This is a genomic window from Sphingomonas sp. KR3-1 (genome assembly GCF_040049295.1).
GTDB lineage: Bacteria > Pseudomonadota > Alphaproteobacteria > Sphingomonadales > Sphingomonadaceae > Sphingomonas.
Window position 1 is genome coordinate 1,708,889 of record NZ_JBDZDQ010000001.1, and the last position, 25,835, is coordinate 1,734,723.

The 25,835-nt window shown below is 67.7% G+C and carries 19 protein-coding genes; 3 read left to right on the forward strand and 16 right to left on the reverse strand.

Translation table 11 applies throughout. The features are described from left to right. Nucleotides 1–3: 3 nt before the first annotated feature. The 12 genes from ABLE38_RS08320 to ABLE38_RS08375 form a co-directional block, all read right to left on the reverse strand. Complete coding sequence (locus ABLE38_RS08320) at nucleotides 4–3,540, reverse strand: hypothetical protein (protein ID WP_348973688.1); 3,537 nt, start codon at nucleotides 3,538–3,540, stop codon at nucleotides 4–6. Beyond that, entirely contained in the window at nucleotides 3,537–4,343 is an 807-nt protein-coding gene (locus ABLE38_RS08325; protein WP_348973689.1) for a hypothetical protein, read from the reverse strand. Before ABLE38_RS08325 ends, ABLE38_RS08320 begins: the two co-directional genes overlap by 4 nt. After that, complete coding sequence (locus tag ABLE38_RS08330) at nucleotides 4,337–5,212, reverse strand: endonuclease/exonuclease/phosphatase family protein (protein WP_348973690.1); 876 nt, start codon at nucleotides 5,210–5,212, stop codon at nucleotides 4,337–4,339. The genes ABLE38_RS08325 and ABLE38_RS08330 overlap by 7 nt, the downstream gene beginning before the upstream one ends. Next, nucleotides 5,212–6,504: a hypothetical protein gene (locus tag ABLE38_RS08335; protein ID WP_348973691.1), complete on the reverse strand. Its 1,293-nt coding sequence runs from the start codon at nucleotides 6,502–6,504 to the stop codon at nucleotides 5,212–5,214. The genes ABLE38_RS08330 and ABLE38_RS08335 overlap by 1 nt, the downstream gene beginning before the upstream one ends. Further along, entirely contained in the window at nucleotides 6,480–6,890 is a 411-nt protein-coding gene (locus ABLE38_RS08340) for a hypothetical protein (RefSeq protein ID WP_348973692.1), read from the reverse strand. Before ABLE38_RS08340 ends, ABLE38_RS08335 begins: the two co-directional genes overlap by 25 nt. Nucleotides 6,891–6,990: 100 nt before the next feature. Next, nucleotides 6,991–7,425, reverse strand: a complete 435-nt coding sequence (locus ABLE38_RS08345; RefSeq protein ID WP_348973693.1) for a hypothetical protein — start codon at nucleotides 7,423–7,425, stop codon at nucleotides 6,991–6,993. A 785-nt stretch (nucleotides 7,426–8,210) separates the two neighbouring features. After that, entirely contained in the window at nucleotides 8,211–8,558 is a 348-nt protein-coding gene (locus ABLE38_RS08350) for a c-type cytochrome (RefSeq protein WP_348973694.1), read from the reverse strand. Continuing rightward, entirely contained in the window at nucleotides 8,558–10,003 is a 1,446-nt protein-coding gene (locus ABLE38_RS08355; RefSeq protein ID WP_348973695.1) for an alkaline phosphatase family protein, read from the reverse strand. Before ABLE38_RS08355 ends, ABLE38_RS08350 begins: the two co-directional genes overlap by 1 nt. Before the next feature lie 22 nt (nucleotides 10,004–10,025). Then, nucleotides 10,026–13,373: an outer membrane beta-barrel protein gene (locus ABLE38_RS08360; protein WP_348973696.1), complete on the reverse strand. Its 3,348-nt coding sequence runs from the start codon at nucleotides 13,371–13,373 to the stop codon at nucleotides 10,026–10,028. Between the two features lie 93 nt (nucleotides 13,374–13,466). Beyond that, on the reverse strand, nucleotides 13,467–14,477 hold the full coding sequence (locus tag ABLE38_RS08365) for a FecR domain-containing protein (protein WP_348973697.1): 1,011 nt from the start codon (nucleotides 14,475–14,477) through the stop codon (nucleotides 13,467–13,469). After that, entirely contained in the window at nucleotides 14,434–15,036 is a 603-nt protein-coding gene (locus ABLE38_RS08370) for an RNA polymerase sigma factor (RefSeq protein WP_348973698.1), read from the reverse strand. The genes ABLE38_RS08365 and ABLE38_RS08370 overlap by 44 nt, the downstream gene beginning before the upstream one ends. Nucleotides 15,037–15,171: 135 nt before the next feature. Then, nucleotides 15,172–16,452, reverse strand: coding sequence for an Hsp70 family protein (locus ABLE38_RS08375; protein ID WP_348973699.1), 1,281 nt, complete (start codon nucleotides 16,450–16,452; stop codon nucleotides 15,172–15,174). A 133-nt stretch (nucleotides 16,453–16,585) separates the two neighbouring features. On the opposite strand from ABLE38_RS08375, the gene ABLE38_RS08380 reads away from it, so the two are divergent. Genes ABLE38_RS08380 through ABLE38_RS08390 form a run of 3 tightly spaced genes read left to right on the forward strand, consistent with a single transcriptional unit; the run spans nucleotide 16,586 to nucleotide 20,492 of the window. Next, entirely contained in the window at nucleotides 16,586–18,199 is a 1,614-nt protein-coding gene (locus tag ABLE38_RS08380) for a DUF4173 domain-containing protein (protein WP_348973700.1), read from the forward strand. 11 nt (nucleotides 18,200–18,210) lie between these two features. Beyond that, entirely contained in the window at nucleotides 18,211–18,912 is a 702-nt protein-coding gene (locus ABLE38_RS08385) for a response regulator transcription factor (RefSeq protein ID WP_348973701.1), read from the forward strand. Next, nucleotides 18,909–20,492, forward strand: coding sequence for a HAMP domain-containing sensor histidine kinase (locus tag ABLE38_RS08390; protein WP_348973702.1), 1,584 nt, complete (start codon nucleotides 18,909–18,911; stop codon nucleotides 20,490–20,492). The genes ABLE38_RS08385 and ABLE38_RS08390 overlap by 4 nt, the downstream gene beginning before the upstream one ends. Here ABLE38_RS08390 and ABLE38_RS08395 read toward each other — a convergent pair. The 4 genes from ABLE38_RS08395 to ABLE38_RS08410 are packed head-to-tail and all read right to left on the reverse strand — an operon-like array spanning nucleotide 20,472 to nucleotide 25,831. Continuing rightward, nucleotides 20,472–21,875: an efflux transporter outer membrane subunit gene (locus ABLE38_RS08395; RefSeq protein ID WP_348973703.1), complete on the reverse strand. Its 1,404-nt coding sequence runs from the start codon at nucleotides 21,873–21,875 to the stop codon at nucleotides 20,472–20,474. The two genes, ABLE38_RS08390 and ABLE38_RS08395, sit on opposite strands and share 21 nt — an antisense overlap. A 4-nt stretch (nucleotides 21,876–21,879) precedes the next feature. Further along, nucleotides 21,880–22,983: an ABC transporter permease gene (locus tag ABLE38_RS08400; RefSeq protein WP_348973704.1), complete on the reverse strand. Its 1,104-nt coding sequence runs from the start codon at nucleotides 22,981–22,983 to the stop codon at nucleotides 21,880–21,882. Then, the gene (locus ABLE38_RS08405) at nucleotides 22,983–24,113 is read right to left on the reverse strand and encodes an ABC transporter permease (protein ID WP_348973705.1); all 1,131 of its coding nucleotides are present in this window, start codon (nucleotides 24,111–24,113) and stop codon (nucleotides 22,983–22,985) included. Before ABLE38_RS08405 ends, ABLE38_RS08400 begins: the two co-directional genes overlap by 1 nt. Next, a complete protein-coding gene (locus ABLE38_RS08410; protein WP_348973706.1) occupies nucleotides 24,110–25,831 on the reverse strand; it encodes an ATP-binding cassette domain-containing protein in 1,722 nt (573 codons plus the stop codon). Before ABLE38_RS08410 ends, ABLE38_RS08405 begins: the two co-directional genes overlap by 4 nt. Nucleotides 25,832–25,835 lie beyond the last annotated feature (4 nt).

The window sequence follows — 25,835 nt, forward strand, 5'->3', positions numbered from 1 at the left end:
GGCCTAGCGCCTTCCCGGCAGCGTGGGGCGCTGCGCCAATTGCTGCTGCTTCTTGCTGCCGCCGCCTGCGCCGTTCTTGATATAGGCGGCGAACCAGCCGAGCGCCCCGCTCGTCTGCTGCTGCGGATTGCCGAACAGCGTCATGTTGACCTGCCCGTTGGGCGGGAAGCTCACGCTCAGGATCTTGAGCGCGATGTTGCTGAGCTGGATCAGATAGGTCGGCGGTGCCACGACGAAGCTGATCCCGCCGAACACGAGGCTGACCACGCCCTCGAGCGAGATCGCGCGCTGCCCGCCCGAGACGCCGGGTAGCGACAGGCCGCAATAGATGGTCGCGCCCGAGCTGTTGGGCGCCCAGCCGAGCAGCAACCCGGCATTGAAGCCGGTCGCCGCCGCCAGCGCGCCCGGCGTGCCGAGATCGAGATCGAAGCGCAGCGCGAACCAGGGCGCGGACAGGCTGCTGCCCTGGATCGGCATGTCGACCGGCATGAAGCCCAGGCTGTCGGGCGTGACGCCACCCAGCCCCTGCACCAGCGCGGTGAGCTTCATCGGAAAATGGCTGACCAGGCTTGCCGACCGTGCCAGGCTGGTCGCCGGATCGACCACCAGCTTCGATGCGTCGAAGGCGAAGCTGCGGTAGCTCGGCGTCGCCTCGTTGAAGCTCATGTCGATGGCGAGTGCACGATAGGAGAGCCCCTGCTCGATCGTGCCGGTCACCTGTTCTGGCCCATAGGAGAACAGGTCGAACCCGGCCTGGGGCAGAAAGGCGATGGCGCCGTTCAGCTGGAAGACCGCGTTGACGATCGGGTTCTGGTCGGTCGTCCCCGGCAGCGTCACGAAGGTCGCGCCGGTGATCGCCACCTGGTCGAGCACCCTGCTCGACACGGCATAGGCGGTCGGACCCGGCGTGACGAAGCGATAGGTGCCGACTTCGTTGCCCGACCCGGTCGTCTCGCTGGTCTTCTGGTAATAGCCGTCAAAGCCGAGATTGTTGTCGGAAGCGCCGATCTGGGTGACCGGCTCGCCGAACAGCTGGTTGACCAGCAATTCGACATGGCTCGAGAAGTTCGCGACCTGCGAATTGGCGATCCGCACCTTGAGCGTGTTGACCTTGAACGCATAAGGGTCGCCGCTCTGCAGCGGCGTCTGGTCCTCATAGTCGATCAGCCCGAAGATCGAGCTTGGCTGCGCGACGAAGCTCGTCGTGCCCGGCGTCACCGGCGTCACCGATACGCCGACGTGATGCGCCTTGAACTGCGAGGGATCGATACCGGCGGAAAGCGCGCGCATCTGCTCGGGCAGCCCCGACAGCGGCACCAGCGCATTGAGCGCGATGATCCCGCTCCAGCTCGGGTCGTCGAGCACCGTCTCGACGAAATAGGTCAGGTCGCTGTCGTTCTTCTGGCGCGCGCGCGCATCGAGGATGATCTGGCCGATCTGCTGCGCGGTGGCCGCGGCATTGGCGTTGAAATCGTCGGCCGCGCTCCACTGGCTTGGATCGACGACGGCCTGGGACAGCATCTTGTTGCAGAATTTGAAGATCAGGATCGTCTGGTGCTCGCCCCAGCGCCACGGCGATAGATCGAACTCCCAGCCATCGGGCGCTGCCCCCGCGGCGAACAGGCTGAAATCGCCGGCATAGGTCTTCACCGTGTCGAAATAGCCGGCCATGCCGGACGGCGCGCCGGTAAGGATCAGCGTCTTGAAACTGGCGAGGTCGGGCCGGGAAACCGCGCCGCCCTGCACGAGCCCGCTCAGCCATTGCTGGCAGGCCTGGTCGCTGATCTTGGTGTTGATGAAGTCGACACGCTCCTTCGACAGCTCATAGGTCATGTCGCTGTCGGCGAGCAGCAGGTCGCCGGCCGAGACGACGAGGAACAGCTCGTTGGTCTGCAACGCCGCACGAAGCTTGCCGGTGACGGTCTCCAGGATCGGGCCGGGCTGGCGCCCGCCGCCGGGCGGCGGCGACGACATCGCCAGCGTCAGGTCCTGCCAATTGCCCTGGCCGTCGAACTGGAGCAACAGGCCCTGCTTGGTGGTGCCGAAAGGCGGGTTGGGCGGATTGCCCGGCGGCGGCTGGGGCCCGCCAACCGCTACGGAAGCCCGCGAAGCGGGCGCCGGCTGGAGCGTCGCCAGCCGCTTGGGCGACCAGGCCTGGCGCTCGAACTGGCCGAGATCCTCCAGCGTCAGGCCCGGTCCGGTCTCCACCGATCCATAGGGCAGCAGCGGCACCGGCGCACTCTCCCCGACCGGCAGCGCCGAGATCTGCAGCGGCAGATAGGAGAGGAAGCTCGATCCGCTGGGTGCGCCCTGGTGGAGCACGGCCTGGTCGGGCTGCGAATAATAGGCCGTGCCGGCGCTGGGCGCGACGATAGAGGCCCAGGCAGTGGTCGCGGCATGGGTCAGCCCGCCAAAGCTGCGCCCCGTCCCGTCCGTTCCCGCCGGCTGCACCGTCGGCGCGAAGGCCGGCTGGTCGGGCACGAAGGTCAGCGTCGCCGCCGAGGGTGCGCTGAAATATTCGACGGGCGAGAGCCCGCCCATCAGCGTCGGCCCCAAGCTCGATGCGCCCGCGCCCGCCAGCATCTCGGCCGGCAGCGCCAGGTCGACCGTCCCGCTCGGCACGATCGTGTAGACCGGGTTGCCGGGCACCGGATTGCCCTTGGCATCGACGCCGGTGAGCCGCAGCGCGAGCACGAAGGCGAAGTCCGACCCGAAGCTCGCCTGCCAGGCCGGCCCCGCGGCGCTGCGATAATAGCTCGGCACGCTCAATCCCGATGCCGGCACCAGGTTGCTGCGCGCATGATCGGTCGGCGCGAGCGGATCGAGCGTCGCGGCGAGCGTGACGCTGCCCTTGCTGAAGTCGAAGGGCCGGTGCCGCGCCGTCTGCGCATAGCCGCCCTTCGGTGGCGCGCTGTACGAGCGCAGGCCGACGTCGAGCGAATCGAGCCCCGCTTCATCTGCGGTGAAGCCGAAGGTGAGGCAACCGGCGCTGGCCGGCGCGCTCGCAAGGTTGACCAGCAGCGGCCCGCTCGCCGGGAAGGTGACCGGGGTACGCGCACCGAAGGGCGTCACCGCCAGCGTCACCGGGCTGCCCGCGGCCGTGAACATCAGCGCGGTGCCGCAGGGGCTGGCGGCAAGGGCGGTGCGGCTGGGCAGCCCGATCGCGAAATTGCCGAACTGGATCGAGGCAGTGCTGGTCAGCGCGGTGCGGCTGCCAGCGGGGCCGGCAAACACCGTCCAGCCTGCCAGCCCGCTGCTCGGATTGGCAGCATTCGTGAACCAGCTGAGCACGGCGCCGGCGCGCGCCGAGGACGCGAACCAGACCTGTGCCGCCGCGACAAAGGCCGGCACCGCACTGTCGGCCACCGAGCCCGCGGCGACGAACCAGCCCTTCGCCGCCAGCGCGTCCGCGATCGCGATGGTCGGCGGCGGCGTGCTGCCGGTCGGGAAGAGGAAGCCGGTAACCGGCCCGTTCGCAGGCCGGTCGGCAGGGACGTAGAGCAGGCTGCCGGCACCGAAGGGCTGCAGCGCGACGGTCACTTCGGCACGCCCCGGCTCGGCGCGCCCGGGCCGGGCGCGATCGGCACCGGCGCCGCCGGGTTCGGCGGCCCATAGCTCGCCCAGGCGGATGGTGCCGACTCCGAACGCGAGACCAGCCGCACGGCGCTGCCGGCGGCGGTCGCCTTCGCCTGGAAGCCGCTCTTGGTGCCAGGGATCGAGCCGTCGTAGAGATAATTGCCCGCCGCATCGTTGACGGTGATGTTGTAGCCTTGGAAGTTCTGCTGGACGCAGTAGAGCGTCACCACACCGTTGGAATCGGCCTGGATGGTCAGCGGCGACGAGCCGACAAAGTCCGGAATGAAGTCGACCATCGCGTTGGGCACCGGCACCTTCTGCGCCTTGTCCCGAATCAAGACCTGATAGACGTCGTAGATCGCCGTCTCGCGGCCGCCGGTGACGCCGGGCTGGGGCAGCGTCTGCGTGTACCAGCCCCAATCGCTCGGATCGCTGACGAACACGTCCGAGGTGAGAAACGGCGTATAAGTGACGAAGATGCTGTAGCCATACATGCCGCCACGGAAGGGCGAGATCGTGGTCGACCAGGTTATCGGCGCCTTGTCGCTGACCAGGTTGGCCGATGCGTTGATGTACAGCTTCGTGAAATTGTCGCCGATGAGGACGACGGGATCGTCGCCTTCGGCGCCGCTGGCACCATATTTCGTGCATTCCTTGGGCAGGGTGAATCCCTGCGCCGCCGCCGCGCCGGGCAACGCAAATAGCGCCGCAAGCAGCCACGGGGCGATCCGCGCGCAATGCCGCCGCGCCTCTGCCGGGCTCAGCATGTGAGGCTCACATCGGCGATCACGCCCATGTGGTCGGAGATGTTCTTGCGCCAGTTCGCGCCGGTCATCCCGCCCATATAGACCCAGCTGCCGCTTGTCGTCTGGCTGATCGTGACCGACGGCGGTGTCGTGCTGTTCAAGGTGTTGACCGCATGATCATAGGCGCTGCTCGGCGCGCCGGTGGCGGTCAGGCTGGTGAGCACGTTCGGCTGTATCGACGCGTTGTTGGTCGCCACCCAGCTGAAGCCCGAGTCGGTCGCTGCGAGGTTCCAGTCGCCCGCGACGATCACCGAACCCGTCTTCTTGGCCATCAGATTCTGGTAGACCGTCTTCATCTGCGTCGCCTCGTACTGGCGGTCGCTGGCCACCTTGCCGAAGATCGAGTGGATATCGACCACCCAGACGCTGCATGCCTTGGCGTTGGTGGTGTTGGTGACTTGGAAGAGCGCGCCGAAGGGCGGGCGCATGAAGGTCTTCGTGGTGCTGAGCGTGTCGTCGCTCCCGCTCAGCGTTATCTGCATGTTGTTGCGCGTGTTGGTGCGATAGAGGATCCCGTAATATTCGACATAGGACGAGCGCCCCTTCGCCGCCGAGGTTACATAGGCGAAGTTGGTCGGGATCGGGACATTCACCCCCTTCTTGTTGTTCGCCGTGAGGCACGGATAGCCGGGCTGCATCACTTCCTGCAGCACGATGATATCGACGGTGGCCGACGCAGTGGTGATCGCGTTGCACTGGGCGAGCAGCCTGCTGCCATGGCCGAAGCGCAGCATGTTCTGGCTCAGGATCGTGAACGACTGCGCCGTCGCCGCGGCGGGAAGCAATGCCCCCGCCAGCGCCAGCGCACAAAGGAAGCGTTGCGCGCGCATCAGCTGTTCCCCGGCAGGAAGATGGTGAGATAATCTCCCTTGATCAGCGGCGTGTCGAAGCCGTCCCCCAGGGGCCCCGTCGCCGTTGCGCCCTTTGAGAGATCGATCTGGCCGATGTTGAAGGTCGGCATGGTCGAGTTGATCGGCGGGGCGTTCTGCTGCGCCCAGCGCTGGATGCCGAGCTGGAGGTTGCTCGTCGGAACCCCGGCCTGCATCTGATAGGCGATCGGGTCGGCGAAGCGCTGGACCAGGTTGCGCACGCTGATGCCGAGCGGCACGCGCTGCGGCGCCCCCATCATCCACACCCAGATCTCGGGCACCATCGTCACGCGGCTGGTGAAGGCGATGCTGACGATCGGATTGTTGCCCTGTGCCTGCAGGCCGCAGGCGGGCTGGCCGCCGGCGATCGCGGCGGTAGCCGCCTCGATATCGGCGAAGGTATCGGCGCCGAGCAGGACGCAGCTCAGCTGGTTCGACGATCCGTTGTTGTCGACGCTGCCCGCGCCAGCGAAATTATTGGGCCAGACCAGCCGCAAGTGCCGCCGCGCATTGCCCTGGAGCTGGAGGTCCACCGGGCCTCCCGCGGACAAGGGGCAGGCCGCCGGTGGCTGGAGCGTGATGCCGGGCGAGAATTGTGCGGAATAGCCGTCGAACGCCAGCGTCCGGTCCGGCCGCCGCACAATCTCGAAATGGCTGGCGCCCGTCGTCGTGAAGCCGTTCAGCCCCGCGCCGCCGCCGCCGGGGCCATCGCAATATTGATAGCCGGCCCAATCGATGCGCAGCGACATCCCGGGCAGCAGGTCGATGCTCTGCATCCCCGGATCAAAGCAATAATAATATCGCAGTATCTCGTCGAAGCGCAGCGGCAACGCCGCGGCGAGGCGATTGACGATCAGATCCGATGCACCCGGCAGCAGCACGGGCGTGCCCGCCGCCTCGAGTGCCTCGAGCTGTGCCCGGAAAACCTTGAACGCCAGCAGCATGTCGCCGCGCTGCGTGTCGTCCGCGCTCCAGACCGGCGCCTGGGCGACATCGACCTTGACCGCAGGCAGCGGCGACTGGCCGGCCGCGTTCATAATGCTGAGCGCAAAGACACTCTGCGTCGTCGGCGCCGGCGTCGGCAGCGTCACGCTGGGCAAGGTCACCGAGCCGGCCGGCGCGTTCGGCGCGACCGGGCCGACCACAAAGATGCTGACTGCGCTGCCCGCAGTGAGCGCGCTCGGCACCAGATAGGGGCCGACGGCCGTCTGCCCGCCAAAGCTGCTGGTTACACCATATTGGCCGGCGGGCATGCCAGTTCTCCGGCTGCTTCGCCGAGGCCCGTTCCGGCATCGGCGATCACATAGGTGACGGTGGGACTGAAGGTCTGCGCATTACGCACACCGTAGGAGAGCAGCACCACGCTGGTGCCCGACGCCAGGCCATAGGCGATCACCGGGCTGCCCGGCGACCAGCTCCACGACATGTTGATCGTGCCGCCGCTGGCCGGCACGAGGATGATAACCCCTCCCGCGCTGCTGAAGGTCGAGCCGCTTGCATTGACATAGGTGCTCTGCCCCGCGCCCAGCACGGTGCCGGGAGTCGGTGATGCGCCGACCCAGCTGCCACCGGTCAGCATGCCCTGGCTGATCCCGAGATCGACCGAGGACCCGTTCTGGACATCAATGGTGATCACCATCCCCTGCCCGCTTTCGAGCATGTGTTCGCACGGCTCAGCCAAGATCCCCGCTCCCCGGTAGCGGCGCGCCGCCGGAGCGGCGCGCCGTCAGTTCGGTCAATCAGCAGGCGCCGCCGCTCGCCTTCAGCGAGGCGGCGTGCTCAAACGCCTTGGTCAGCGACTGGGTGTCACTGATATAGACCTGGAGGGTCGGGTTGTTGGTCTGGGTGTTGATCACCTGCGAGGTCACCGACAGGCCGACCAGCGAGGTGCTGCTGGTGCTGCCGGTCACGCCCAGCCCATGCGGCCAGGACCAGGTGATGGTGATCGTGCCGCCCGAGGCAGGCGCCAGCTGGATCTGGCCGCCCAGCGCAGTGAAGATGTTGGTCGCGCCGTCGGCGAAGCTATCCTGGCCCGCGCTGATCACGTTGCCGGGCACCGGCCCGGGACCGACCCAATTGCCACCGGTCAGCTGCGACGAGCCGATGCCGACATCGCTATCGCTGCCGTTGTTGATCTGAATGGTGATCTGACGAACCACACCGTTACTAGCCATTTCCTCAACTCCCCTGCTCTACGGGCATGCCGACCAACATCGCGACGGGCAGATCCACACCGGCTTTCGATGTACAAATACCCGCATGCCCAACTTAAAATAAAATACGCAACCAAGCTGCCGCGCGGACCATAGGTCACCGACCTCGTTTAATTGCGATGTACTATTCGGTAACTCGACTCGAAGCTTGCATGATTTACATGCAGGTTCAAGCAATTAAGTGTTATGAAGCAGTTTACCCACTTATCCATTGATCAAAATCAACAATATTTGTTACATGAAATATACTTCACATATCGATCAACGACGCACACACCTCATACCCGAAGAAAAACTTCGCGTGACAGGCGCAAGACATCGGCCGACGCGATCCAACATGGATTGCTCGGTGAAGATACTTCTCGTCGTATAATTCTGTTGATCGCCGCTTGGCGCGGCTTTCCCCGATCCGATGCGCCTAGTCTGTTCCTCGGGCGAACCGATTGCAAGCCGACGCCACCGAGACGGACCAAAATTATTGGCCGGATCTACGTCGCTGCCCGCCGCCCACGCGTGGACAACTTTCACAATAGTCTCAGCCATTTGCAGAGACGACGCGGCGATTCGCTTTCTATCGCGCTTATCTGCGGACGAACCGCGCGCGATAGTCGGGCAGGTCGAAGCTGAAATCGTCGCGCTTCAGCTGGCCGGCGCCGAAGAGCCCGGCCATGCCGTCCAGCATTTCGGCCGCGCCACCGCGGGCGACGCGCCGAGAAGGAAGACGATGGCGAAAAGCAGGCGGCGCATCATCGGGACCTCATAGGCGGGGGAGCGGGCAGGTGATTGGCGGCGAGGACCAACGTGGCGACTTCCGCCGCGTCGGCAGGCGCGAGCGAACCGGGATCGTCCTGCGGCATTGAGAGCCGGACCTTGGCAGCGAGCGCCGCCTCGCGCCCACGCCACTTCGCCTGGAAGCGCGCGCCGACCAGCGCGGGCATCTCGTCGACGCCTTCCAGCGCCCGGCCATGGCATGCGGCACAGCGCGCGGCATAGACCGCACGACCATGCTCCAGTCCATCGCCGGGCCGCCCCGGCGCGGTCGCGCAAAGCAGGGCGCCCGCGCCGAGCAGCAGCAAGGGTGGCGCCACCCGCATCACTTCACCTGCTTGCGCGTGCCCTTTTCCTGCAGCGGCTGCGCCTGCTCCGCGCCAGGCACGGGCGGGTTGGGCAGGTTCGCCGCGGCATAGGTCGCGCGTTCGAGCATCGCCGCGGTGCCGGGGAGCGGCGGGAACTTGCCCAGCGGCTGATCGAAGCGGAAGGCGGCGGTGAGGTCGCCGAACGCCTGCCGGCGCCAGTCGCTGATATTGGGCTCGCGGACCCCGGTGACCTGCTCGCAGAACTGCAGCACCGAGGTGTGATCGAAATTCTGGCTGCACACCCAGCCACCCGCCGTCCAGGGCGAGACGAGGATGCACGGCACGCGGAAGCCGCCGCCGATCGGCAGGTCGCCGACGAATTCGTGCGGCGTGCCGGCCGGCGGCACCGGCGGCGGCACGTGATCGAACAGCCCGTCATTCTCGTCATAGTTGAGGATGAAGACGGTTTTCGCCCACACCTCGGGATTGGCGGCGAGCTCGTTCAGCCGGTCGGCGATGAACTTGGCGCCGGCCGCCGGCATGTGTTCGGGATGCTCGTTCGCCTCTGCGCTCGGCATGATCCACGAGATCGCGGGCAGGCGATCGTGGAGCACATCGTGCGCGAAGGCGCCTTCGTCGGTATCCGGGATACCCTTCATCGCCAGCGGCGAGTCCGCCGACGCGTCGCGGAACTGGGCGAAATATTTGAACAGATTGTGCGCGCGCTTGCCCTGCTCGCCATATTGATAGACCCGCCATGGCACGCCCGCCGCCTCGAGCCGCTCGGCATAGGTGGTCCAGCGAAAGCCCTCGGGCGGGGCCTTGTTGCTGATCACCGGGCCGCCGCCGGTGGCATCGGGATCGATCATCCCGGTCATCCAGTAGAGCCGGTTCGGCCAGGTCGGCCCCATCACCGAGCAGTGATAGGCGTCGCAGAGCGTGAACGCCTCGGCCAGCGCGTAATGGAAAGGGATGTCCTCGCGGGTGAAATAGCCCATCGTATAGGGGCCGTCGGTGCCATCGGCCGCGCGGTGCGCCGGCAGCCACTGGTCCATCCGGCCCCCGTTCCAGGCCTGGTGCTGCACCTTCCAGGCGTGGCTGGTCGACGGCAGCTTCTGCGCGTTGGTCGTCCGGGTATCGAGGTGGAACGGTAGCAGGTGGCCCGCCGGGTTCTCGGCATCGGGCTGGTGGAACACGTTCCTGCCGCCCGGCAGCACCAGCGCCTTCGGATCGCCAAAGCCGCGCACGCCCGAGAGCGTGCCGAAATAATGATCGAAGGAGCGATTCTCCTGCATCAGCATCACGACATGCTTGATGTCTTTGATCGAGCCGGTCCGGCTGGGCGCCTGTGCCAGCGCCTTCTGCACATTGGGCGGCATCAGCGTCGACGCGGCAGCGATCGAGGCGAGCTGGGCGCCGCTGGTGACGAGGCGGCGGCGCGTGATCAGGGATTGGTCGGCCATGCGGGAAGCTCCGATCGGGCGGTTAGAAGCGGGCGCGGATGCCGAACGTGCCGGTGCGGCCGTTCTGGACGAAGATGGCGCTGTGGTTGGGAACGCTGGTCGAGCTGGTCGCCAGGTCGCCCGGGACCATCACGTTATAGGGCTGGTCGAGCAGGTTGTTGACCGAGAAATAGGCTTCCCAGTGCTTGATCAGCTTGATTCGGCCGGAGACGCTGAGATCGGTGCGCGCCTGGAACCAGCTGGGCGTCGTCGAGCGGTATTTGTCGTCGTTCCACAGCAGGTTGATATAGAGCCGCACCGGCCCCTTCTCGTACATCAGCGCCGCCGAGCCGATATTCTTGCCGACGCGGGTGATCGGCTGGCTCGGTTCGTTGTGCATGAAGGCGCCGCGGACCGACAGGCCGTCGAACGGCGCCGGCAGCCAGCTGAAAGCATGCTGGAACGACGCCTCGATGCCCTTGATGCTCACCACGCCGAGCTGGCGGTAGGTGGTGTAGGTATAGCCGGCATAGCTCGGATCTTCGGCATAGCCGGCAGCGGGGGCGCCGACCTCGTCCGCGCTCAGCCCTTCCTGCAGGTCGGCCAGGCCGTCGATCCGGTTGTAGTAGAAGCCGATCGTCGCTAGGCCGACCGACTTGAAATAATGCGAGGCGCGCAGCGAGACATTGTCCGACATCGCCGGGGTCAGCCCAGGATTGGGCACCGAGATCACCTTGTTGGCATCGTCCACCGTCGCACTGCCGGCGATCGCGTTCAGGCCCGGGCGCAGGATGGTACGGCTATAGCCGGCCTCCATGTCGGTGCTGCGGCCGAGCGTGAGCTTGGCCGAGGCACTCGGGTAGAACTTGAAGTAATTGCCCTTCACTTCCCCATAGCCATTGGTCTGGAACTGATAGTCGACGCAGGGGATCGTCGTGGCGATGCCGGTGGAGGCGGTGACCGCGCACTTCACCCCGCCGACCGTCGCTGCCTTCACTTCGGTGGCCGAGAGCGGCGACCAGCCCCAGCTGGTATTGGCGGTCCATTCGGCGCGCAGGCCCGCGCGCAGCTTGAGCTTGCCGATGTTCGCCGTCGCCATCGCATAGGCAGCCTTGATGTTCTCCTCGAACCGGGTGTTGTTGGAGTAATTGGCCGCCGCATAGTTCGCCGCGGTCAGCGTGTGCGTCCATAGCGTCGGGTTGCTGGCAAAGAGCCGGTAGAGCTTGCCCAGGTCGATCGTCGGGATGATGCTCGAGCCCGAGAGCGTGGTGATGCTTGCGCCGCTCTTGTCCCACTGCGCCCGCATCTCCGGATTGCTCATCGCCGCGAGGAACTCGGCGTTCGTCATCGGGCCGGTATAGGTGTATAGGTTGTTCCCCGAGTCATCGCCGAACCGGTAGACGGTGTCGGTGATCTTGAGGCCCGCCTTGAAGCTGACCGGCACCGCGCCGAACTGCGCGTCATAACTGGCATTCAGCCCGCCCGACTTCTCGTAGATAAAGGCATTGGCGCCGCTGGTGGTGCGGATCTGCGGCGCGGCGGAGAGCGTGTAGGACGCGGCATTGCTCCAGTCCGGCCCGCTCACCTGCGTGCTGTTCCAGTCGGTATAGGCCAGGCTCGAACTGCCGCGCACCGAGGAGAAATTGCCCGTCGACGTCACCGTCGGGATGAAGGAGACCACCTGCCCCTGGTGCGGCGTGTCGTAATAGGATTGCGAGTCCGAATAGGCGAAATAGCCGTCGACATGCGCATTGCCGCGGTTCCACGCGAAGCTCGGCGCGATGATGTTGCCCTTGTTGACCTTGTACTGGGTCGAATCGGCGCTCTGGATGGTCTTGGTCGCCGCGGGATTGAGCGTGGTGTAGTTGCTGAGGATATCGCCGCTCACCCCGATGGTCCGAGCGCCGGTAGTCAGCGTGACGTCGGTGGTGTTCTGGTAGACGTCGCCGCGGAAAGCGATGCCGAGCAGTGACACGGTCAGGCGATCGTCGGCCTTGAAGTCGAGCATCAGCGAGCCGGTGCGCCGCGTCGTCTGGCGGGCCGACATCTCATATTCCATCGCAGTGAAGGCGAGCGGGTCCGGGCTCTTCGCCGTCGGCACATAGTTGCGGCTCATCGTGATCTGCTCACGCTCGATATAGCTGTTGTTGTAGCCGAGCGAGGCCATCACGCCGAGGCGGCGATCGAAGAAGCTGTTGGCGTAGAACAGCGAGGCCTCGGGCAGGAAGCGGCGGTTGCCGAAGCCCTGCGGATCGGGGCCGGTGTTCCTGTTGCCGTCGAGCATGTTCTCGTGGGTGAAGCCGCCGACCGAGAGCACCAGCGCCGCCTTCTTGCGGTCATAGGCGTGCTTGGTGCGCAGATCGATGATGCCCGCCGGCGCATCGGCGTTGTTGTCGGCGCTGACCGTCTTGTAGACCGTCACCGAATCGATCGCCGACATCGAGATCGATTCATAGCTGAAGATCCGCGCCGCCGCGGCCGAATTGGCATAGCCCGAAGGCGCGTTGGCATTGGCGGAGACCACGTCCATGCCGTTCAGCTGGGTGCGGGTATATTCCGCCGGCAGGCCGCGCAGAAAGGCATAGAGCGCGGTGCCGTTGGTGCCGTCGACATCGACGCCCGGCATGTACTTCAGGAACTCGGCCGGGTTTCCGCCGGCGATGTCGCCATAGGCTTCGGTGGACAGCACATCGACGATGTTCATCGACTTGCGTTGCGCCATGATGTCCTGCGCATAATCCTCGCGCGCGCCGTTGACGACAATCGCGCTGCTCGCCTGCTCGCCCTCGGCCCCGCCTTCGCTCAGGCTGAAATCGAGCCTGGCAGTCCTGCGCGGCTGCACCTGCACTTCGGCCGCCTCGGTGGCATAGCCGGTGAAGTGCGCAGTCACCGTCGCCGGGCCGGCGGGCACGTCGTTGAACCGGTAGGCGCCAGCATCGCCCGACGTGACCGTGCGGCGCTCGCCGTTCGCCGCAACGAGGTCGACCACCGCGGCGCGGAGATACTCGCCGCTCGCCGGCGTGCTCACCTGGCCGGCGACGGTGCCGCGGCCGCTGACCTGCGCGCTCGGCGGACGGGCCGGACCGCGGCGCGAGCGCAGCGTGACCACCTGGCCGTCATCGCTGACGATCTCCAGCGGGGTGCCCGCGATCAGCCGGCGCAGCGCGGCGCGGGCATCCAGGCTGCCCTTGATCGCCGGCGTGCGCACGCCGGCCAGGTCGCGCGCGGAGGCGATGACCTGGATCTGCGCCTGGCGGGCGAACTCCGGAATGGCTTTGACTGCGGGCGCGGCGGGAACGTCGAAGCTGCGGACCTGGGCATGCGCCGGGGCGGCAATCGCCAGCGCAGCCATGATCGCCGTGGACGACAGGATGACATTCCGGGAAACCATGCTCGCAAACCCCCATTCGCGCGGCACAGGTCGCCGCGGCCTTCGAGGCTGAGAGGCTTTGGACGGAAAGTTCCGCCATTCCGGTTATAAATTTTAAGGCTGTCGGGTTCCGCGGCTGAGCAGCACGATATCGCCGCGCTGCTCGATTTCCGCATCGAACAGCCGCGCCGACGCACGCGCAAAGCCCAGCGGATCGCTGGCCGAGAACAGCCCGGCCACCGGCTCGTTCGCGAGATCGGCATCGCGGATCTCGATGCGCGTCTTGCTGTAGCGGGCGAACTCCGCCGCGGCCTGGCCGAGCGTCTCGCCCTCGAACGCGATCTTGCCCTCGCGCCAGGCGAGCTCGCGCGTGACGAGATCGGGCGCGATCGACTGGGGCGCCGGCAGCCGGTCCGCCGCCAGGCGCGGCGGCAGCACGAGCCGGGAGCTCGCCGGGATCACCAGCGGCGCGGGCAGACCGGCCGCGCCCAGCGTCAGGTTCCCCTGGTCCACCAATATGTCGACCGGCTTTCCCTCGAGCTTGCGCACCCGGAACAGCGCACGCTCGGCGCGCAGCCGCGTGCCCGTCACCTCGACGACGAAGGGCCGGATCGCATCGCGCAGGATCGTGAAGAACGCCTCGCCATAGAGCAGCTCTACCCGGCGTTCCCGTGCGCCATAGTCGATCTTCACGCTGGTCTGGGTGTTAAGCATCACGGTCGAGCCGTCCTCGAGCGTGACCAGCCGTACTTCGCCGAGACCGGTGGTGATCGCCGCGGCCGGCAGGCTGAACCCGATAGCGGCGATCGACGCGGCCACTGCCCCGCCGGTGCCAACCATCGTCAGCAGCTTGCGCCGCGAGATCTTGCGCGGTGCCGGCTCGGGCATGGTGGCGAACTTTGCGGGGTCGAAATTGGGCCCGAGCGCGCGCGCGGATTCGCTCAGCATCGACAGCGCATCGGCGCGCAACAGCGCCCCGCGCCGCCGCGGATCGCCGTTCAGCCAGGCCTCGAACGCCTGGTTTTCCTCTGCCGACAACGCCCCTCGATCGAGCCTGGCGATCCAGTCGGCAGCATGATCGTCAATGGATCGACTGGTTTCGCGCTCGGCCGTCAAAAGTGGCAACCTCCATTTCCCTGACCCTAGAGGCTTTTGCCAAAGCTTTTCCGCCATGGCCAAACCAATCGACAAGGAAACGAAGCCCGTTCGAGATGTGCTTTTCGACCGTGTTCTCCGAAATCGCCATGCGCTGGGAGATGTCGCGCTGCGACAATCCCTCGACACGGCGGAGGATAAACGCCTCCTGTGTCTTCGCCGGCATCGCGCCGATCGCCTGCGCCAGCCGGGTCAGCTCGTCGCGGTCGATCGCGATCTGCTCGGGCGAAGGGCTGTCGTCGCCCAGCTCGAGCAGCGATAGATCCTCGACCGTGTGGATCGAGACGACCCGCGCCCGGCGCAGATGCCGGGTGATCACCGAGCGGGCGACCTGGAAGAGGTAGGCGCGCGGATTGCGGATCCCTACCACGCTCTCCAGGTCGTGCAGGATCGCATAGGATTCCTGGATGATGTCGTCGACGTCGAGCCCGAGCGGCTGGCGGCGCGCGAGCCAGCTGCGCAGCGCCGGCTCATGCGGCAGCACGTTGCGGAGAAACCACCGCGTTCGTTCCCGATCGATCGCGCGCATCAGCTATCCCTGAACGGAGCAAGCCAGTCCTGAGACGCTGCGGCCATGCCTTCGGCCCGGGCCGCTCGCAGCGAGTCTCGCTCCCGTTAGGCGGCAAATGTGACAGTCTTTGTTTCGCCCGCGGCACGCGGACGGTCAGGCGCTCCAGGCAGCGATGTCGTCCTGCTGCCCGATCAGCGCGAGCCCGTGCGCGATCGAGGTGAGCTCGCCGCCGGTGGCGATCCGCTCGGTCCCGAAACGCTCGGCGAACAGCCGGCGCACACGCGGAGTGAGCGAGGTGCCGCCGGTGAGGAAGACGCGGTCGATCGCCGCCGCCGGCGTGCCGGCCTGGTCGAGCGCGCGATCGACCGCCGCCTCGATCCGCGCCATGTCCGGCGCGATCCATTGCTCGAACTCGGCGCGCGTCACGTCCGCCTCGATCGCCAGCGCCCCGCCGGCGAAATGGAAGTGCGCCGACTCCTCGGCGGAAAGCGCGCGCTTGAGCGCGCCGACCGCATGATAGAGCTGATAGCCGAGCTCGCCTTCGATCACGGCGATCATCCGCTCGATCGCCTCGGGATCGAGCGCGGCACGCTTGAGCTTGTCGAGTTCGGCCAGGGTCTTGCGGTTGCGCATCAGCGCGAGGCGGGACCAGTCGGAGAAATCGGTGAACCAGCCGCCGGGAATGTCGAGGATCTTGTCGAACGAGCGATAGCTGCCGCCCTTGCCGAGCATTGGCAGGACGAGATGCTCGACGATGCGCTGGTCGAACCGGTCGCCGGCGATTCCGACGCCGGCATGGGCGAGCGGCGTGCAGCGCTGCGCCGCGCCGGGCGCCTCGATCCGCACCAACGAGAAGTCGCTGGTGCCCCCGCCGAAATCGGCGACCAGGACCGTCGCCGGCTCCTCGATTCGCGACGCATAGCTGAACGCGGCGCCGAGCGGCTCGTAGACATAATGAATCTCGGCACCGAAGCCGGCGAACATCGCATCGTAGCGCTGGCGGGCGAGCGCCTCGTCGGGGCGGCTGCCGGCATATTCCACCGGGCGGCCGACCACCACGCGGCGGGCGTTGCCGTCCAGCGCACCGCCCGCGCCCTCGGCCATCAGCGTCAGGAAGCGCCGGCCGATCTCCTCGAAGCGGAAGCGCCGTTCGAAGACGATGGCATGCTCGAAGCTGGCGCTCGCCGCGACCGACTTGAACGATTGCAGGAAACGGCTGCCCTCGGGGAATTCGAGATATTCGGCGATCGCCCAGGGGCCGGCGGCGGCGGCCAGGTCGCGCTCGTCCTGCCAGAAGCAGAGCGCGGAGCGAAACACCGGATCGGGTCTTTCGGGCCCGGCGAGCTCGACGAGCGCAGCGCCGCCCTCGCCGGCAAGCGCCGCGACCGAATTGGTGGTGCCGAAATCGAAGCCGAGGGCGGAATGCGCGGTCATGGTCGGGCGCCTCTACCTTCGTCGCGGCGCATTTCCCACCCTGCACGGATTCTGCACGGCTTCTCCTCGCGCTTCGCCGCGCCGGCTGGACGGGCAGCGACCATCGCCGCTTCCGAACCTTCGGGAGATCCGCATGCCCCGCCGCACGATGCGCTTCAGTTTCCTCGCCGAGATCCTCGCCGCGATCGCGCTGGTCGCCGCTGCCGACCGGCTGTTCCTCGGCATCGCCATCGGCTCGTGGATCGGCGGACTGGCGTTGGGCTGGGCGCTGGTGCTGCTGCTCGCCCGCCCGGCGCTGCGGCAGCGCGCAAGCCTGGCCTCGATCGGCGTCGCCTGCGGTTTCGCAGGCGTGCTGGGCTATGATCCGAGCCTGCTCGGATGGGCGCTGTTCTGGTGCGCCCTCTCGATCGCCACACTGATGCCGCGGATCGGCCGGTTCGACGATGCGTGGCGCTGGGCACTGCGCCTGGCCACGCATGCGCTGACCGGACCGCTAACGCCGGTGCTGGACCTTCGCCGCCTCTTCCGCGCCCGGCCGCGCCGCGGCCGGCCCAGCCTGCCGGGGCTCGCGGCGCTGCTCGGCGTGCCGCTGGCGATGACCGCGCTGTTCCTCGCGCTGTTCGCCAGCGCCAACCCGCTGATCGCCAACGCGCTGGCGCAGATCCGGCTGCCCTCGCCCGGCCAGGCGATCTTCTGGATCTTCGTGATGCTCGTCGTCTGGCCCAGCCTGCGACCCAGCCAATGGGCGACGCGCGCCGCGACGTGGGTGCCGCAGACCGACAAGGGCGTGCCGAACCTGCCAGCCGCCACGCTGCTGCTCTCGCTCCTCCTGTTCAACGCCGTGTTCGCGCTCCAGAACGGGCTCGACCTCGCCTTTCTGTGGAGCGGCGCGGCGCTGCCCCGCGGCGTCACGCTCGCCGATTATGCGCACCGCGGCGCCTATCCGCTGATCGCCACTGCCCTGCTCGCCGGCCTGTTCGTACTCGTCGCGCTCAGGCCAGGCTCGGTGAGCGCCGCCAACCCGGCGATCCGCCGGCTGGTGGTGCTGTGGGTGGCGCAGAACCTGCTGCTCGTCGCCTCCTCGATCCTGCGCACGCTCGACTATATCGACGCCTATTCGCTCACCGCGCTGCGCATCGCCGCGCTCGCCTGGATGGCCTTGGTCGCGGCCGGGCTCGCGCTGATCTGCTGGCGGATGCTGACGAACCGGAGCGCCGCCTGGCTGATCAACGCCAATGCGCTGCTCGCCACGCTGCTGCTCGCCACCGCCGCCCTGGTCGACCTCGACGCCAGCGCCGCCGCTTGGAATGTGCGTCATGCCCGCGAGGTGGGCGGGCGCGGCGTGGCGCTCGACATCTGTTATCTCTCGCGGAGCGGATCCGCCGCGCTCGCGTCGCTGATCGAGTTGGAACGCCGCCCGCTTGCCCCCGCCTTCCGCGACCGGGTGCGCTACGTCCGCGATTTCGCGTTCCAGCGGCTCGCCGCCGACCAGGCCGATTGGCACAGCTGGACCTGGCGCGGCGCGCAGCGGCTGGCGGTGGCGCGCCGGCTGCTCGGGGCCCATCCGCCGATGCCCGCCTCGCTGCCGCCCAGGGCGTTTCGCGACTGCGATGGCACGATCATCGTCGAACCCGCGCCCATCGCCGCGCCGACACCGCCCCCGGTCGCCGCCCCGGCAACCCCGAATCCCGTCGCCAATGCCATTGCCGACACCACTCCGCCGTTGACCGGAACCCCTGCGCGATGATCCAATGCCCCATGAACCGCACCATCCTTGTCGCCGATGACGATCCGCACATCCGGCAATTGCTCGTCTTCGCGCTCGCCAAGGCCGGGCTCGAGACGATCGAGGCCGCGGACGGCGAGGAGGCGCTGCACCTTGCCGAGACGCGCCAGCCCGACCTGATCGTGCTCGACATCAACATGCCGCGGATGGACGGGCTCGAGGTCTGCCGGCGGCTGCGCGCCGAGGGCGGCATGCCGATCCTGTTCCTCTCGTCGCGCGACGACGAGATCGACCGGATCATCGGCATCGAGCTGGGCGCGGACGACTATGTCACCAAGCCCTTCTCCCCCCGCGAAGTGGTGGCGCGGGTGATGGCGGTGCTCCGCCGCACCGCCGCGCACCCACCTGAAGTCGATCGCGCCGCCGCATCGGTCCGCCACGGCAAGCTGCTCCTCGACCCCGAGAGCTGGGAGGCGCGCTTCGCCGGTGCGCAGGTGCCGCTGACCGTCACCGAGTTCGGCATATTGCGCACGCTGGCGGGGCTGCCCTCCAAGGTGTTCAGCCGCGACGCGCTGATCGACCGGCTGCGCGGCCCCGGCTTCGCGCTCACCGACCGGACGATCGACAGCCATGTCCGCAACCTGCGGGCCAAGTTCGCCCAGGCCGGCGCGCACGACCTGATCGAGACGCGGGCCGGCATCGGCTATCGCATCGGCCCGTGCTCGGGCGAATGATCGAAGCGATCAAGGCGCCGATCCGGCGCTTCTGGCCGCGCCTGCGCCTGCGCACGATCCTGCTCGTCACCTTCGTGTTCGTCGCCGCGCTGCCCGGCGTCGGCGCGCTGTTCCTGCGCGTCTATGAGAATACCCTCGTCCGCCAGACCGAGGCCGAGCTGATCGCCCAGAGCAGCGCGCTGGCCGCCATCGCCAGCGCAGAATGGCCGGGTTCGCACGGCCCGGAGCTGACCCCGCGCATCTCCAGCGGCATTGCCGGCGGCCCGCTCTCGACGATCGATCTCGGCAGCCGTCCGCTGCCCGAGCGCCCCGCGCCGGTTCCGGCACCAGGAAGCCCCGCGCCCGATGCCCGGGCGGCGGCCGCCCGCCTCGAGCCGGTGGTGAACGCCACGGCAGACGCGACGCTCGCCTCGATCCTGCTGCTCGCCCCCGATGGCCGCATCCTGATCGGCAAGGATGCCGGCGAAAGCCTGGCCGGGTTGCCCGAACTCGCCGCCGCGCGCGCGGGGCGACCCGAGACGGTGCTGCGCCGTCGCGGCGACTATCGCCCGGAATACGCCTTTGAATGGCTGAGCCGCGCCTCGGGCCTGCGCATCCACCACGCCCGTCCGGTCATCGTGAACGGCAACATCGTCGGCGTGCTGCTGCTCTCCCGCTCGCCGCGCGCGCTGTTCCGCGGGCTCTACGAGGATCGCGGCAAGATCGCGTTCGGCGTGTGCGCGATCTTTGCGACGCTGGTGCTGCTGAGCGGCCTGCTCTCGCGCGGCATCGCCCGGCCGATCGAGGCGCTGAGCCAGGCGACCCGCGACGTGGCGCGTGGCGGCGGCACCGTGCCGGAAGTGCCGCCGACCGCAGCGATCGAGATCCAGGCGCTCTATGCCGACTTCGCGACGATGGCCGACGCGATCGATCGCCGCTCGCGCTATCTGCGCGACTTCGCCCATGCGGTGAGCCACGAGTTCAAGACCCCGCTCGCCGGCATCCGCGGCGCCATCGAGATCCTCGAGGATCATCACGGGGACATGAGCGAAGCCGATCGCCGCCGTTTCCTCGCCAATGCGGGTGCCGATGCCGATCGGCTGGCCCAGCTCGTCACGCGCCTGCTCGAGCTGGCGCGCGCCGACATGGCCGAGGCCGATGCGGGCGCTTCGGCCGATATGGCGTTGGTCGTGCGCCGGATCGCCGATGCCTGGGCCGATCGCGGGCTGGCGATCGCGCTCGACCTGCCCGAGGCACTGCCCCGCGCAACCATGCCGGGCGCGATGCTGGAGGCGATCGTCGAGAGCCTGGTCGAGAATAGCCGCCAGGCCGGGGCCGGCTCGGTACGCATGGCAGCGAACGAGACGGGGCGCGAAATCCTGCTGACGATCGCCGATGACGGCCCCGGCATTCCCGAAGCCGACCGCGCCCGCATCTTCGAGCCCTTCTTCACCAGCCGCCGGGCCGCGGGAGGCACCGGCCTGGGCTTGCCGATCGCGCGCTCGCTGCTGGCTTCGCATGGCGGGACGATCGACCTAGGCGCAGCTAAAGTCGGCACCTGTTTCGAGATTCGCGTGCCCTCAGCTCCAGCCGCCGCCTAGCGCCTTGTAGAGCGCCGTCGCCGCCTGCGCCTTGGCGGCGCGGGCCTGCTGGTCGCGCTGCTGGGCGGAGAGAAGAGATTGGCGCGCGCGCTCGAGCGTCAGCCGATCGTCCTCGCCGCGGTTCGCGCGTTGCTCGGCAAGGGCGAAGGCGCCTTGCTCGCGCTGGAGCGAGGCCGCTGCTTCGTCCGCCGCGACGCGGGCATTGAGGAAGCGGTTGATCGCCGCCTCGCTGTCCGAAAGCGCACCGACCACGGCCTTTTCGTAGCGCGCCGCCGCCGCGTCGGCGCGGGCATCGGCGCCACGGATCTGCGCGCGGATCGTGCCGAGCTGGAAGATCGGCCAGGAGATGCTCGGCCCGATCTGGAGCCGGGTCGATTCGGTGGAGAACAGGTCGCCGGGCTTGCGCGCCTGCTGGCCGACGCTGCCGAACAGGCTGAAGCGCGGGAAGAGATCGGCGGTGGCGACGCCGATATCCGCGCTGGCCGCCGCAAGGTCGCGCTCGGCACGGCGCACGTCCGGGCGGCGCTCGAGCAGCTCGGAGCGCAGCCCGACCAGGATCGCATCCGGGCTTGCCGGCAGCGGCGCCGGCGCCTGCAACTCGGGCACGACCTGCTCGGGCGGCACGCCGACCAGCGTGGCGATGCGATAGGCGGCGGCGCTAGCCTGGGCCCGGGCATTGGGCACCGCCGCGGCACTCGCCTTGGCTGCCGCATCGGCACGGTCGAGATCGAGCCGCGAGGCCTCGCCATGGTCGAACCGCAGCCGGGTGAGCCGCGCCAGCTCGGCATTGGACGCCGACTGCGCCTCGGCCGTGGCGGCATCGGCCTGGGCGGCGCGCAGGTCCATATAGCTGCGCACCACCTCGGCGATCAGCGTCAGCATCACGTCGCGCCGGGCGAATTCGGCGCTCTGCTCGCGCGCCGCCGCGCCCTGCATCTGGCGGGTCTGGAGGCCCCAGATGTCGACCTCCCAGCTCGCGTCGAAGCCAAGGTCGAAAAGCGGGAAATCGCGCGAGAAGCCGGGGAACGGGATGCTGCCGAGCGGGAGCTGGCCGTTGTTGCTCAGCACGTTCTCGGTCGCCGAGGCCTTGAGCGTGCCGGTCGGCAAGCGCCCGCCGGCCACCGCTTCGCGATTGGCACGGGCTTCGGCGAGCCGCGCCTGCGCTTCCTTGAGATCGGGGCTCGACGCCACCGCGCGCTGGACGAGCACGGAGAGCTGCGGGTCGCCGAACCGGTCCCACCATATCAGGTCGACCTGGCCGGGCGTCCCCGGCTCGATCCAGTTCGGCGCCGCCTTGGTCTCGGGCGCGTGATAGTCCGGCCCCACCGTGCAGGCGGAGGCCAGCAACGGGGGGAGCAGGAACAGGGGAAGCGAACGAACCATCACATTACTCCATGCGCGCCCGGAAGAGCCAGGCCGAGGCGGAGAGCGTCGCGACCGCGATCAGCGCCAGGGGCCAGAGCTGGTGGAATACCGCCGCCGCCGGCATCGCCTTGAGGAACAGCCCCTGGACGATGACGAGGAAATAGCGGGCGGGATCGAGATAGGTGATCGTCTGCAGCCAGTCGGGCATGTTGTCGATCGGGCTGGCATAGCCCGAGAGCAGGATCAGCGGCGTGGTGACGAGGAAGACGCCGAGGAACGCCTGTTGCTGGGTCTGCGAGGCGGCCGAGACCAGCATGCCCATGCCGATCAGCGCGAGCAGATACATGCCGAGCGAGAGCCAGAACAGCAGCAGCGATCCGGTGAAGGGCACGCCGAAGACGAGCGGCGCCACTACCAGATAGACGCTGCCGTTGATCATCCCGATGACGAAGGGCGGGACCATCTTGCCGATCAGGATCTCGTGGACGCGCAAGGGCGAGACCATCAGCTGGTCGAACGTGCCCAGCTCGCGCTCGCGCGCCACCGATTGCGAGGTGATGGCAAGTCCGGCGACCGAAGTGATGATCGCGACCAGCGAGGGCAAGGTGAACCAGATATAATCGAGCGCCGGGTTGTACCAGTTGGTCACGACGCTGCCGCCGGCGGCACCCTGCACCTGGGGCGAGGCGAGCTCGGCGCCCATGCCGCCGGCGATCGCGGTAAGATAGCCCGAGACGATCTGCGCGGCGTTGGAGCGGCGCCCGTCGAGTACCAGGCCAAGCGTCGCGGGCTTGCCCCGGCTGAGGTTGCGATCGAAATCCTCGTCGATCACCAGGGCGGCGATCACCTTCTGGTTGTCGATCGCGGCCTTGAGGTCCTTGGGCGTCGCGAGCCGCTCGATGCGGCGGAAATTGGGGCTGCCGGCGATGCGCTGGACGAGCTCCACCGAATGCGCGCCCGAGCTGCGATCGAGGATGCCGAGATCGACATTCTTGACGTCGAGCGTGGTCGCATAGGTGAAGATGAAGAGCTGCATCAGCGGCGGCACGAACAGCACCAGCCGCGCCTGCGGATCGCGCAGCACCGCCCACATCTCCTTGACGATCATAGCCAGCAAGCGCCGCATCAGTCGAGGCTCCGGCGAGTGACGCGGAAGGAGAGCGTGAAGAACACCATGCCGAACACGAGCATGATGCCGATATTGGGGAGGATCAGCCCCCATTGGTCGCCGGCGAGGAACACCGTCTCGAGGCTGGGGATCAGGTAGCGCGCCGGGACGATATAGGTCAGCGCCTGGATCGGCCAGGGCATCGAGCCGATCTCGAAGATGAAGCCCGAGAGCAGGAAGGTGGGCAGGAAGGCCGAGAGCAGCGCCACCTGGCTGGCGACGAACTGGTTCTTGGTCGCCGCCGAAATGAACAGGCCGAGGCCGAGCGCGGGCATCAGAAAGGCCGAGGAGATCGCATAAAGCGCGAAGATCGAGCCGCGGAAGGGCACCCCGAATATCCATATCCCGATCACTGCGCAAAGCGTCATCGAAGCCTGGGCGAGGATGAAATAGGGGATGACCTTGCTCGCGATGAACTCGGCCATCGAGATCGGCGTGGCCATCATCGCCTCCATCGTGCCGCGCTCCCATTCGCGCGCGACGACCAGCGCGGTGAGCAGCGTGCCGACCATCGTCATCACGTTCGCGATCGATCCGGGGACGAGGAAGAAGCGGCTCTTGAGCTCGGGATTGTACCAGTAGCGCGCCGAGATGGTGACCGGCGCTGCGCTGGCGCGAGGGCTACGTTCCAGCCCCTCGGCCGCGGCCCAGCTGGCGCGGACGCCCTCGCCATACGCCGCAGCGAAATTGGCGGTGTTGGGCTGCGAGCCGTCGGTGACAATCTGGATCGGCGGCATGTGGCCGCGCTTGATGCCGGCGCCGAAATCCTGGGGAATGACGATCAGCGCGCGCAGCTCGCCATCGACCAGCTTGTCGCGCACCTCAGCCACGGTGCGCGCCTCGGTCACTTCGAAATAGCGCGAGCTGCGATAGGCTTGCGCCAGGCGGAGCGCGGGGGCGCTGCTGTCCTGCAGGACGAGGCCCACGCGGGTGCGGGTGCTGTCGAGCGAGACCGCATAGCCGAACAGGAAGAGCAGGATCATCGGCAGCACGAAGGCGATGAGGAAGGTCGAGGGGTCGCGCAGGATCTGCGCGGCTTCCTTGCGGACCAGGGCGGCCAGGCGCCGGAGATCGAAGCGGAAGGTCATGCGGCCTCCTTCGCCTCGCGCTTGCGGTCGAATTCCTCGATCAGCGCGATGAAGGCGTCCTCCATCGTCGGGTCTTCCGACTTGGTGAGCCGCGCGGCCTCGGCCTTGAGCTCGTCCGGCGTGCCGGTGGCGATCTGCTCGGCGCGGTAGATCAGCGTCGCGCGGTCGCAATATTCGGCTTCGTCCATGAAATGGGTGGTGACCAGCACGGTCACGCCCTTCTCGACCAAGCCGTTGATGTGCATCCAGAATTCGCGGCGGGTGACGGGATCGACGCCCGAGGTCGGCTCGTCGAGGAAGAGCACCGGCGGCTCGTGCATCACCGCGCAGGCGAGCGCGAGGCGCTGCTTGAAGCCGAGCGGGAGCGTGCCGGCGTTGACGCCGAGCTTGTCCTTCAGCTCGAAGATCTCGGTCATCGCCTCGATCGCCCGGCGCGCCTTGTCGCGCGGCAGCTCGTAAGCCCCTGCGAAGAAATCGAGATTCTGGCGGACCGAGAGGTCGCCATAGAGCGAGAATTTCTGCGCCATGTAGCCGAGCGAGGCGCGGGCATCGGCGCGGCTGTGGCGCAGCGACTTGCCCGCGACGGCTCCGGTCCCCGAAGTTGGCTGAAGTAGGCCGCAGAGCATCTTGAACGTCGTCGACTTGCCCGCGCCATTGGGCCCCAGAAGACCGAAAATCTGGCCCCTTGGGATGCTGAAGTTCATGTCCTTGGCCGCGGTGAAGTCGCCGAATACCTTGGTGAGGCCCTTGGCCTCGATCGCGCATTCGTCGGTCTCGGGGATCGTGCGGTAGCGTTCGGCGAGCGCCGAGGTGCCCTTGGGGCCGCCGCCGAGCCGCTCGATGAAGCCGTCCTCGAAGCGCGGATCGGCCGCCTCCACTTCGGTGTCCGGTCCGCCGTCGAAAGACTTCGCGTCCGGGATCTCCTTGCCGTCGCCGATCAGCAGCCGCACCGAGCGCCCCTGGATCGTGCCGTCGATCACGTCGTCGCGATCGAGCGCATGGGTCAGGAAGGCACGACGACGCTCCTTGAACCCGGTGACGCGGATGACCCGGTCCTTCACCCGCCCGGTCAGCTCCGCCGGCGGGCCGTCGAACAACAGCTTGCCTTCGTTGAGCAGATAGACGGTGTCGCACTTCTCCGCCTCGTCGAGATAAGCGGTGGACCAGAGCACGCCGATGCCCTGCTCGGTGAGATCGCCGACCATGCTCCACAGCTCGCGGCGGCTGATCGGATCGACGCCGACGCCGGGCTCGTCGAGCAGCAGCACCTTGGGCGTCTTGACCAGCGCGCAGGCGAGACCGAGCTTCTGCTTCATGCCGCCCGAGAGCTTGCCCGCCAGCCGATCCTGGAAGCGGGCGAGATCGGTGAACTCCATCAGCTTGTCGAAGCTCGCCTGCTGCTCGCCCTTGGGCAGGCCGCGGACTTCGGCGTAGAGCCGCAGGTTCTCGATGACCGAAAGGTCCTCGTAGAGCCCGAAGCGCTGGGGCATGTAGCCGAGGTCGTCGAGCTTCTCGCCGGGCTTGCCGCCGAGCACTTCGACGGTCCCCGAAGTTGGCGCCATCAGCCCGGCGAGGATGCGGATCAGCGTGGTCTTGCCCGCGCCGTCCGGCCCGACCAGCCCGGTGATGCGTCCGGGCTCTATCGCCATCGCGACGCCGTCGAGCGCGCGATTGGCGTCGAAGCATTTTACCAGGGACTCGGTGTGGGCGAGCGCCACGCCC

Bases quoted from the DNA above. Each gene is read 5' to 3' on its own strand.
- ABLE38_RS08325 (WP_348973689.1), bottom strand. From the start codon at position 4,343: ATGCTGAGCCCGGCAGAGGCGCGGCGGCATTGCGCGCGGATCGCCCCG.
- ABLE38_RS08330 (WP_348973690.1), bottom strand. From the start codon at position 5,212: ATGCGCGCGCAACGCTTCCTTTGTGCGCTGGCGCTGGCGGGGGCATTG.
- ABLE38_RS08335 (WP_348973691.1), bottom strand. From the start codon at position 6,504: ATGCCCGCCGGCCAATATGGTGTAACCAGCAGCTTTGGCGGGCAGACG.
- ABLE38_RS08340 (WP_348973692.1), bottom strand. From the start codon at position 6,890: ATGGTGATCACCATTGATGTCCAGAACGGGTCCTCGGTCGATCTCGGG.
- ABLE38_RS08345 (WP_348973693.1), bottom strand. From the start codon at position 7,425: ATGGCTAGTAACGGTGTGGTTCGTCAGATCACCATTCAGATCAACAAC.
- ABLE38_RS08350 (WP_348973694.1), bottom strand. From the start codon at position 8,558: ATGCGGGTGGCGCCACCCTTGCTGCTGCTCGGCGCGGGCGCCCTGCTT.
- ABLE38_RS08355 (WP_348973695.1), bottom strand. From the start codon at position 10,003: ATGGCCGACCAATCCCTGATCACGCGCCGCCGCCTCGTCACCAGCGGC.
- ABLE38_RS08360 (WP_348973696.1), bottom strand. From the start codon at position 13,373: ATGGTTTCCCGGAATGTCATCCTGTCGTCCACGGCGATCATGGCTGCG.
- ABLE38_RS08370 (WP_348973698.1), bottom strand. From the start codon at position 15,036: ATGCGCGCGATCGATCGGGAACGAACGCGGTGGTTTCTCCGCAACGTG.
- ABLE38_RS08375 (WP_348973699.1), bottom strand. From the start codon at position 16,452: ATGACCGCGCATTCCGCCCTCGGCTTCGATTTCGGCACCACCAATTCG.
- ABLE38_RS08380 (WP_348973700.1), top strand. From the start codon at position 16,586: ATGCCCCGCCGCACGATGCGCTTCAGTTTCCTCGCCGAGATCCTCGCC.
- ABLE38_RS08385 (WP_348973701.1), top strand. From the start codon at position 18,211: ATGAACCGCACCATCCTTGTCGCCGATGACGATCCGCACATCCGGCAA.
- ABLE38_RS08390 (WP_348973702.1), top strand. From the start codon at position 18,909: ATGATCGAAGCGATCAAGGCGCCGATCCGGCGCTTCTGGCCGCGCCTG.
- ABLE38_RS08395 (WP_348973703.1), bottom strand. From the start codon at position 21,875: ATGGTTCGTTCGCTTCCCCTGTTCCTGCTCCCCCCGTTGCTGGCCTCC.
- ABLE38_RS08400 (WP_348973704.1), bottom strand. From the start codon at position 22,983: ATGCGGCGCTTGCTGGCTATGATCGTCAAGGAGATGTGGGCGGTGCTG.
- ABLE38_RS08405 (WP_348973705.1), bottom strand. From the start codon at position 24,113: ATGACCTTCCGCTTCGATCTCCGGCGCCTGGCCGCCCTGGTCCGCAAG.